This window comes from Rhodococcus sp. NPDC059234 (assembly GCF_042754225.1).
GTDB lineage: Bacteria > Actinomycetota > Actinomycetes > Mycobacteriales > Mycobacteriaceae > Rhodococcus_G.
In genome coordinates this window covers 1-8,651 of the sequence record NZ_JBHZAH010000164.1, presented here as the reverse complement: position 1 = coordinate 8,651, position 8,651 = coordinate 1, and the positions used below count along the sequence as shown (strand labels likewise).

Here is an 8,651-nt window from a genome sequence, read left to right as displayed (position 1 = left end):
CCTGGGGAGGCGGCCCTCGTCGGGTGCGCCGAGGGCCGTCGACCCCGTCACGCCTCCGAGCGCACGGTGGGCTAGAGCTTGATCATCGGCACGCCGCCGATCAGCATCAGGCGCACCTTGCCTGCCGAGCCGAAATCGACGGTCACCGTCGCCGTGGTGCCCGCGCCCTTGGTCTCGAGCACCGTGCCGAGGCCGTACTTGTCGTGGCTCACGCGGTCCCCGACGGCGAGCACCAGGTGGTTGTTGCGAGCGCGGGGAGCGCCGAAACTCGGCGTCGACGCCTCGGCCCGGCCGCCGCCCCCGTAACCGCCGCCGCCGTAGCCCTGTCCGCCGTAGCCCTGTCCGCCGCGGAACCGGCCGCCGCCGATGGCGCCACCGGCCCCCGGTCCGGGATCCTCCCGGCGCCAGTGCACCAGGTCCGAGGGGATCTCCTGCAGGAAGCGCGATTCGGGGTTGGTGATCGGCTGCCCCCAGGCCGAGCGCATGACGGCGCGCGTCACGTAGAGCCGGTGCCGAGCCCGGGTGATGCCGACGTACGCCAGCCGCCGTTCCTCGGACAACTCCGCCGGGTCGCCGAGCGCCCGCATGTGCGGGAACTGGCCGTCCTCCCAACCGGTGACGAACACCACCGGGAACTCCAGGCCCTTCGCCGTGTGCAGGGTCATCAGCGTGACGACGCCGTCGCCGTTGTCGGGCAGCTGGTCCGAGTCCGCCACCAACGACACCCGCTCGAGGAACGCGGCCAGCGACCCCGGATCCGGATCGCCCTCCCCCGGGTTGTCGTCGTCCTCCCCCGCCGCGGCGAGCGCGCCCTCGAGGCCCTCGTCGACCTCGTCCTCGATGCCCGCCGCATTGCGCGCGTCGGAGCTGAATTCGCGAGCGACGCTGACCAACTCGTTGAGGTTGTCCAGACGCGCGCCGTCCTGCGGGTCACTGCTGGCCTCGAGCTCGGCGCGGTAACCGGTCCTGTCGAGCACCGCCTCGACGACCTCGCCGATGTCGATCAGGCCCGTGTCGTCCGGCTGCATGCTCGCGCGGATCTCGTCCATCATCTCGGCGAACGCCGCGATCGCCTTCTGCGAGCGGGTGTTCAGCAGCGGGACGCTGCCCTCGGCCGCGTCGCGCAGCGCCGCCGCGAACCCGATACCGCGCTGCTCCGCGTGCACCGCGACGCACGCTTCCGCACGGTCGCCGATGCCGCGTCGCGGGGTGTTGAGGATGCGTCGGAGGCTGACCGTGTCGTCCGGGTTCGCCAGCACTCGCAGGTAGGCGACGATGTCGCGCACCTCCTTGCGCTCGTAGAAGCGCACCCCGCCGACCACCTTGTAGGGCAGTCCCAGCCGGATGAAGATCTCCTCGAGCGCACGCGAGGAGTTGTTGGTGCGGTAGAACACCGCGACGTCACCGAACTTCGCGTCGCCGTTGTCGACCAGCTTGTCGATCTCCGAAGCCACGAACGACGCCTCGTCGTGCTCGTTGTCGGCGACGTAGCCGGTGATCAGCTCGCCCTCCCCGGAGTCCGTCCACAGCCGCTTCTCGCGGCGTCCGGTGTTGCGGGAGATCACCGCGTTGGCGGCCGAGAGGATGTTCTGGGTGGAGCGGTAGTTCTGCTCGAGCAGGATGGTCGTGGCGTCCGGGTAGTCCCGCTCGAACTCCTCGATGTTGCGGATCGTCGCCCCGCGGAAGGCATAGATGGACTGGTCCGCGTCACCGACCACGCACAGCTCCGACGGCGACACCGGACCGCCGTCCTCGTCGCCGACGAGGGTGCGCACGAGCACGTACTGCGCGTGGTTGGTGTCCTGGTACTCGTCGACCAGCACGTGCCGGAACCGGCGACGGTAGTACTCGGCGACCTGCGGGTGCCGCTGCAGCAGCCCGACCGTTTCGCCGATCAGGTCGTCGAAGTCCATCGCGTTCGCCGCGCGCAGCCTCGCCTGGTAGTGGCCGTACACCTTCGCCACCAGCCGGACCAGCTCGTTCGGATCCTTGTCGGCGTCCGCGGCGGCCTGCTCCGGGTCGATCAGCTCGTTTTTGAGGTTCGAGATGTGGGTGGACAGCAGCCGGGCCGAGTACCGCTTGACGTCGATCTCGAGGTCCTTGGAGATCATCGTCAGCAGCCGCCGCGAGTCGTCCGCGTCGTAGATGGTGAAGTTCGAGTTCAATCCCGGCAGCAACGCCGCCTGCATGCGCAGGATCCGGACGCAGCTGGAGTGGAACGTCGAGACCCACATGCTGTTCGCACGCGGGCCGACCAGCTGCGCGACCCGCTCACGCATCTCCGCGGCGGCCTTGTTGGTGAACGTGATCGCGAGGATCTGTCCGGGCGCGACATCACGCTCGGCGAGCAGGTACGCGATCCGGCGGGTCAGCACCGCCGTCTTTCCCGACCCGGCGCCCGCCACGATCAGGAGCGGGGAGCCGGTGTGCACGACGGCCTCGCGCTGGTGCGGGTTGAGTCCGTCGAGGAGTGCTGCCGAGGACGTGCGGGACGGTGCCCCCACCAAACCTGCGTGAGCTGCTGCTGAGAATGTGTTCATCGCACCCCAACGCTACCGCCGGGCACCGACAGCGACGCTCGCGGCGTGGCCCGCCCACGTACCCGAGCGTGGCCGCACCACGGGGTCCGTGGCAAAATGGACGCATGCTCAGTGTCGACCTTCGCCATGGCTGGCGATTTTTTTACGGGTACCGGACTCCGGTGCCCGTGGCCTGAACATCCCACGAGCCCCGCGGTCCGCTTCTGCGATCCGGGGCTTTTTCGTGAGAAGGGCCTGGATCGGGTAACGACCCGCGGGACCGAGAACGATCCAAGAACTGACACGAGGAGAAGCACATGGGTGCCCCCACTTCGCCGAACAACGCTTCGAACGAGGCCGTGCCGGCCGAGGCGACGACCGCTGCCGACCTGCCCGCCAGCGAGGCCGAGATCAACGAGCTCCGCAAGGAGATCGATCGGCTCGACGCGGAGATCCTCGCCGCGATCAAGCGGCGCAGCGAGGTCTCGCAGATCATCGGCCGCACCCGGATGGCCTCGGGCGGGCCGCGGCTGGTGCACAGCCGCGAGATGAAGGTCCTCGAGCGCTTCAGCGAGCTCGGCCAGGAGGGCCACACACTGGCCATGCTCCTGCTGCGGCTCGGCCGCGGGCGCCTCGGTCACTGACGGCAACCGGCCGTTCGGTCAGCCGGTCGACGACCTGCCGCCAGCGTGGCCCGAGCGCCAGCTCGAGATGTAAGTCGTCGATCGCCGTGGCGCGCACGATGACCGCGAGTTCGTCGGTGGTGCGACCCGCCGCGGTGTGCCAGGCCGCACACGCGGACGTCGATCCGAAGACATGCAACACCAGTTGTCCGAGCCCGCGGCTGGGCGCCGTTTGCCGCACAGCGTGCGCGATCAGGTGGCGACGCGCCGACAGCGTCAGCGCGGACCTGGTCCACAGGTGGCGGTCGATGTAGTCGGCAGCCAAGCCGGGCGCTATCGCCAGAGACGTGAGCGCGTCGCGGTGTGCGGACATGGTCATCGGCGCGTCTCGTTTCAGAATTGCGGATACGGCAGGGGGCTGCTCCGGTCCAGATCGACACGGACCGGTTTGCCGAGTTGCGGAAAGGCCCGCTGCGCGCAGGCCGGACGATCGCACACCTTGCATCCGGCGCCGATCGGGACCGGGGTGGCGGGGTCGTCGAGCTGAAGGCCGCGCGAGTAGACGAGCTTGGCGGCATGCCCGACGTCGCACCCGAGCCCGATCGCGAAGTTCTGTTCCGGTGCAAGATATCCACCCCCACCGCTGCGGGTTGTTCGGGCGATCCACAGGTAGGTCCGTCCGTCCGGCATCTGCGCGACCTGGGTGAGCACGCGGTCCGGGTATGCGAAGGCCTCGTGCACCACCCACAGCGGACAGCTGCCCCCGACCCGCGAGAAGTGAAATGCCGTGGCGGACTGTCGTTTCGAAATGTTCCCGGCCCGATCCGTGCGGACGAAGAAGAACGGCACGCCGCGATGGCCGGGGCGTTGCAGCGTGGACAGCCGGTGGCAGATCGTCTCGAATCCCACTTCGAACTTCGATCCGAGCAGGTCGATGTCGTACCGCAGGGACTCTGCGGCGCGCAGGAACTCGGTGTACGGCAGAATCAGCGCACCCGCGAAGTAGTTCGCCAACCCGATCCGCGCCAGCGCCGCCGATTCCGCACTGAGCGAATCATCTTCGGCGACAATCGAATCGATCAGCTTCGCATGTTCGAGGAAGGCGAGCTGGGTCGCCATCTGAAAGGCTCGCTGCCCCGGAGTCAGGCGCCGGGCGATCGCCAGTGTCCGCTCGCGCGGATCGTACACACGCTTGGGTCCGAGCGGCAGTCCGTCACCGGCCTCCGGGTCGTCGGTTCGAATCTGGACCGACACGTCGTACTCCGCACGCAGCAACTCCGCGAGCTGCAGGTCCATCGCACCGACGCGCAGACCTCGACCGACGAACAGGTCCTCGGCCGCCGTGTCGAGCTCGGGGATGTGGTTGCGCCGGTCGTAGAAGAAGTCTCGCACTGCCTCGTAGGGCATCGGAGCGCGATCGGTACCGATCGGCTCACCACCGGACAGTTGCGCTGAGAACTGCTCGATCTGGTCGTTTGCCGAGTACAGGCGCCGGTGCAGCGCCACCAGCGTGTGCCCGATCGAGGGCATGCGCGCGACCAGTTCCTCGACCTCGCCGGCCGTGGCCTCGCCCGACTCGGAGGTCTCCCGCAGCACCTCGTGCAGGTCCGCGACCAATCGGGCGTCGTCGTCCGAGGCGAAGAACTGCACGTCGAGATCGAAGGTCGAGTTGAGCTTGAGCAACACCGGGACGGTCAGCGGGCGTTGGTCGTTCTCGAGCTGGTTCAGGTAGCTCGGCGACAGGCCGAGCCGCTTCGCCAGCGCTTGCTGGGTCAGCGCACGCTCCTCACGCAACCGCCGTAGTCGTGCCCCCGCATACATCTTCTGCATCGTCGATCTCGCCTTCCGATCGTGTTCCACCGGTGCACACGCACGCTACCCCCACCGGTTCGCAACATTCGCAAATCTCGGTCGGAGTTGTCGCAAAGATATTCACTTGCAACACATTTCGATCCCACTCTCTGCTGTGTAGCGTGCGAATCAGTACCCATATCGCTGGTCGGAGGCCTGATGAAGATCCATCCCGTTCGCACCCGCCGTTCTGCGGAGGTTTTCCCGAAAGACGAGCACCTCGCCTGGAAGGTGGCCGAGGTCGCCACCGATCCGATCGAGGTCCCCGCCGACACCGCCGAGATGATCGTGAACCGGATCATCGACAACGCTGCCGTCGCGGCGGCAGCGCTGACACGCCGCCCGGTGGCGAACGCCCGCGCCCAGGCGCAGGCTCACCCGTGCCGTCCGGGCGCGGGGGTGTTCGGTGTCGGCGGCACGTTCTCCCCCGAGTGGGCCGCGTGGGCGAACGGCGTCGCGGTACGCGAACTGGACTTCCACGACACGTTCCTCGCCGCGGAGTACTCGCACCCCGGCGACAACATCCCGCCGATCCTCGCCGTCGCCCAGCACACCGGCCGCAGCGGCGCCGACCTGATCCGCGGCCTGGCCACCGGCTACGAGATCCAGGTGGATCTGGTGCGTTCGATCTGCCTGCACGAGCACAAGATCGACCACGTCGCGCATCTCGGCCCCTCGGCCGCCGCCGGTATCGGCACCCTGCTCGGACTGGACACCGAGACGGTGTACCAGGCGGTGGGACAGGCCCTGCACACCACCACCGCGACGCGGCAGTCCCGCAAGGGCGAGATCTCCAGCTGGAAGGCGTACGCGCCCGCCTTCGCGGGGAAGATGGCCGTCGAGGCCGTCGACCGTGCGATGCGCGGCGAGGGCGCCCCGTCCCCGATCTGGGAGGGCGAGGACGGCGTCATCGCCCGGCTGCTCGGCGGACCGGACGCCGAATACGCTGTGCCGCTGCCCGCTCTCGGCGAGGCCAAGCGCGCCATCCTCGACACCTACACGAAGGAGCACTCCGCCGAGTACCAGAGCCAGGCCCCGATCGACCTGGCCCGCCGGCTGCGCGACCGGATCGGCGACCTCGACCAGATCGCGTCGATCGTCCTGCACACCAGCCACCACACACACGTCGTGATCGGCACCGGCTCGAACGACCCGCAGAAGTTCGATCCGACCGCGTCCCGGGAGACCCTGGACCACTCGGTGATGTACATCTTCGCCGTCGCGCTGCAGGACGGCACGTGGCATCACGAGCGCTCCTACGCCCTCGAGCGGGCACAGCGTCCCGACACGATCGAGCTGTGGAAGAAGATCTCCACCGCCGAGGACCCGGAGTGGACGCGCCGATACCACTCCACCGACCCGGACGAGAAGGCGTTCGGCGCCCGCGCCGAGATCACCCTGAGCAGCGGCGAGGTGATCGTCGACGAACTCGCGATCGCGGACGCACATCCGCTCGGCGCCCGCCCGTTCGCCCGCGAGCAGTACATCGCCAAGTTCCGCAGCCTCGCCGAAGGCGTGATCGCCCCCGCCGAGCAGGACCGCTTCCTCGACGCCGCGCAACGCACCGCGGACCTGAAGGCCGGCGAGCTGAACCAGCTCACGTTCACCGTGACCGAGGACGTGCTCGCCCGCGCACCGAAGTCGCCGAAGGGACTGTTCTGACATGACCGGTCTCATCGCCGCCGCGACCTCCGCATCCGACAAGCGCACGGCGCTCCGGGCCGGCCTCGCCTCGGGCACGATCCAGCGCCTGCCCGGCGCGATAAACCCGCTGACCGCCAAGCTGATCGAGGAGATCGGCTTCGAGGGCGTCTACGTCTCGGGCGGCGCATTCTCCGCTGGGCTCGGTCTGCCCGACATCGGCCTGACCACGCTCACCGAGGTCGTCTCGCACAGCCGGCAGATCGCTGGCGTCACCGATCTGCCCGCGCTCGTCGACGCCGACACCGGCTTCGGTGAACCCATGTCGGCGGCACGCACCGTCCTCGCGGCCGAGGACGCCGGCGTCGCCGGCCTGCACCTCGAGGATCAGGTCAACCCCAAGCGCTGCGGCCACCTCGACGGCAAGGCCATCGTGCCCGTCGAGGACATGGTTCGCCGGCTGCGCGCCGCGGTGGCCGCCCGACGCGATCCGGACTTCGTGATCTGCGCCCGCACCGACGCCGCCGGGATCGACGGAATCGACGCCGCAGTCGAGCGGGCGAAGGCGTACGCCGACGCCGGTGCCGACATGATCTTCACCGAGGCCCTGCGCACCGAGGCGGACTTCGAGAAGTTCCGCGGCGCCGTGGACATCCCGCTGCTGGCGAACATGACCGAATTCGGCAAATCCCGGCTCATTCCCGCGCACACGCTCGAGGACATCGGCTACAACGCGGTGATCTACCCCGTCACCACCCTGCGTCTCGCGATGGGTGCCATCGAGCGGGGCCTGCGCGAGATCCACACGACCGGCACCCAGGAGGGGCTGCTCGACACCATGCAGACCCGCTCCCGCCTGTACGGGCTGCTCGAGTACGAACGCTACAACGAATTCGATTCCGGCATATTCGACTTCACGCTCGGAGGGAACCAATGACGACCACAGTACCCACGATCTACAAGGGGCTCGCCGGTGTCGTCGTCGACACCACCGCGATCTCGAAGGTCGTGCCCGAGACCAACTCGCTGACCTACCGCGGCTACGCGGTACAAGATCTCGCCGCGCACTGCAGCTTCGAGCAGGTCGCGTACCTGTTGTGGAACGGGGAGCTGCCCACCGACTCGCAACTCGAGATGTTCACCCAGCGGGAGCGGGCGAACCGTCGAGCCGACCGGTCGCTGCTCTCGCTCGTGGCGAAGATGCCGGACAACTGCCATCCGATGGACGTGGTCCGCACCGCGATCAGCTACCTCGGCGCGGAAGACCCTGCCGAAGAGGACAACTCGCCCGCCGCGAACAGGGTCAAGGCGCTGCGGATGATGGCCGTGCTTCCGACCATCGTCGCGGCGGACCACCGGCGACGCCACGGGTTGGATCCGGTGACCCCCCACAGTCATCTCGGGTTCGCCGAGAACTTCCTGAACATGTGCTTCGGGGCGGTTCCGGACGCGGCGATCGTGCGAGCGTTCGAGGTCTCGCTGATCCTGTACGCGGAGCACAGTTTCAACGCGTCCACGTTCGCCGCCCGCGTCGTCACCTCCACACTGTCGGATATCTACAGCGCCGTGACCGCGGCGATCGGGGCACTCAAAGGTCCCCTGCACGGCGGCGCCAACGAGGCCGTCATGCACGACATGATCGAGATCGGCGAGTCCGCGCGTGCCGAGGCGTGGATGCGGGACAAGCTGTCCCGCAAGGAGAAGGTGATGGGCTTCGGGCATCGTGTCTACAAAAACGGTGACTCGCGGGTGCCAACGATGCGCCAGGCGTTCTTCGACGTCGCCGCGCACACCGGCGGCGAGAAGTGGGTCCAGATGTACGAGATCCTCGAACGCACCATGAACGACGCGACCGGCATCAAGCCCAACCTCGACTTTCCCACCGGGCCCGCGTACTACCTGATTGGCTTCGACATCGAGATGTTCACCCCGATATTCGTGCTGAGCCGCATCACCGGGTGGACTGCGCACGTCATCGAGCAGGGCGAGTCCAACGCCCTGATCCGGCCGCTCAGCG

Annotated in this window: 6 protein-coding genes; 4 read left to right on the top strand and 2 right to left on the bottom strand. The window is 68.3% G+C overall.

Annotated elements, in window-relative coordinates; translation table 11 throughout:
- Window positions 1–71: 71 nt before the first annotated feature.
- Complete coding sequence (gene pcrA / locus ACFXGJ_RS22995) at window positions 72–2,540, bottom strand: DNA helicase PcrA (RefSeq protein ID WP_378625348.1); 2,469 nt, start codon at window positions 2,538–2,540, stop codon at window positions 72–74.
- 296 nt (window positions 2,541–2,836) lie between these two features.
- Here pcrA and ACFXGJ_RS22990 point away from each other — a divergent pair, with 296 nt between their 5' ends.
- Window positions 2,837–3,163 (top strand): chorismate mutase, encoded by a 327-nt coding sequence (locus tag ACFXGJ_RS22990; protein ID WP_378420436.1) that lies wholly within the window; start codon window positions 2,837–2,839, stop codon window positions 3,161–3,163.
- Between the two features lie 372 nt (window positions 3,164–3,535).
- Here ACFXGJ_RS22990 and ACFXGJ_RS22985 read toward each other — a convergent pair whose 3' ends face one another.
- Window positions 3,536–4,972 (bottom strand): short-chain fatty acyl-CoA regulator family protein, encoded by a 1,437-nt coding sequence (locus ACFXGJ_RS22985; RefSeq protein WP_378625344.1) that lies wholly within the window; start codon window positions 4,970–4,972, stop codon window positions 3,536–3,538.
- 180 nt (window positions 4,973–5,152) lie between these two features.
- On the opposite strand from ACFXGJ_RS22985, the gene prpD reads away from it, so the two are divergent.
- The 3 genes from prpD to ACFXGJ_RS22970 all read left to right on the top strand — a co-directional run.
- Complete coding sequence (gene prpD / locus ACFXGJ_RS22980) at window positions 5,153–6,655, top strand: 2-methylcitrate dehydratase PrpD (RefSeq protein WP_378625341.1); 1,503 nt, start codon at window positions 5,153–5,155, stop codon at window positions 6,653–6,655.
- A gap of 1 nt (window position 6,656) precedes the next feature.
- Window positions 6,657–7,571, top strand: coding sequence for a methylisocitrate lyase (gene prpB / locus ACFXGJ_RS22975; protein WP_378625338.1), 915 nt, complete (start codon window positions 6,657–6,659; stop codon window positions 7,569–7,571).
- Window positions 7,568–8,651 (top strand): bifunctional 2-methylcitrate synthase/citrate synthase (locus tag ACFXGJ_RS22970; RefSeq protein WP_378625335.1); only part of this gene is annotated, 1,084 nt, incomplete at its 3' end. The genes prpB and ACFXGJ_RS22970, both read left to right, overlap by 4 nt.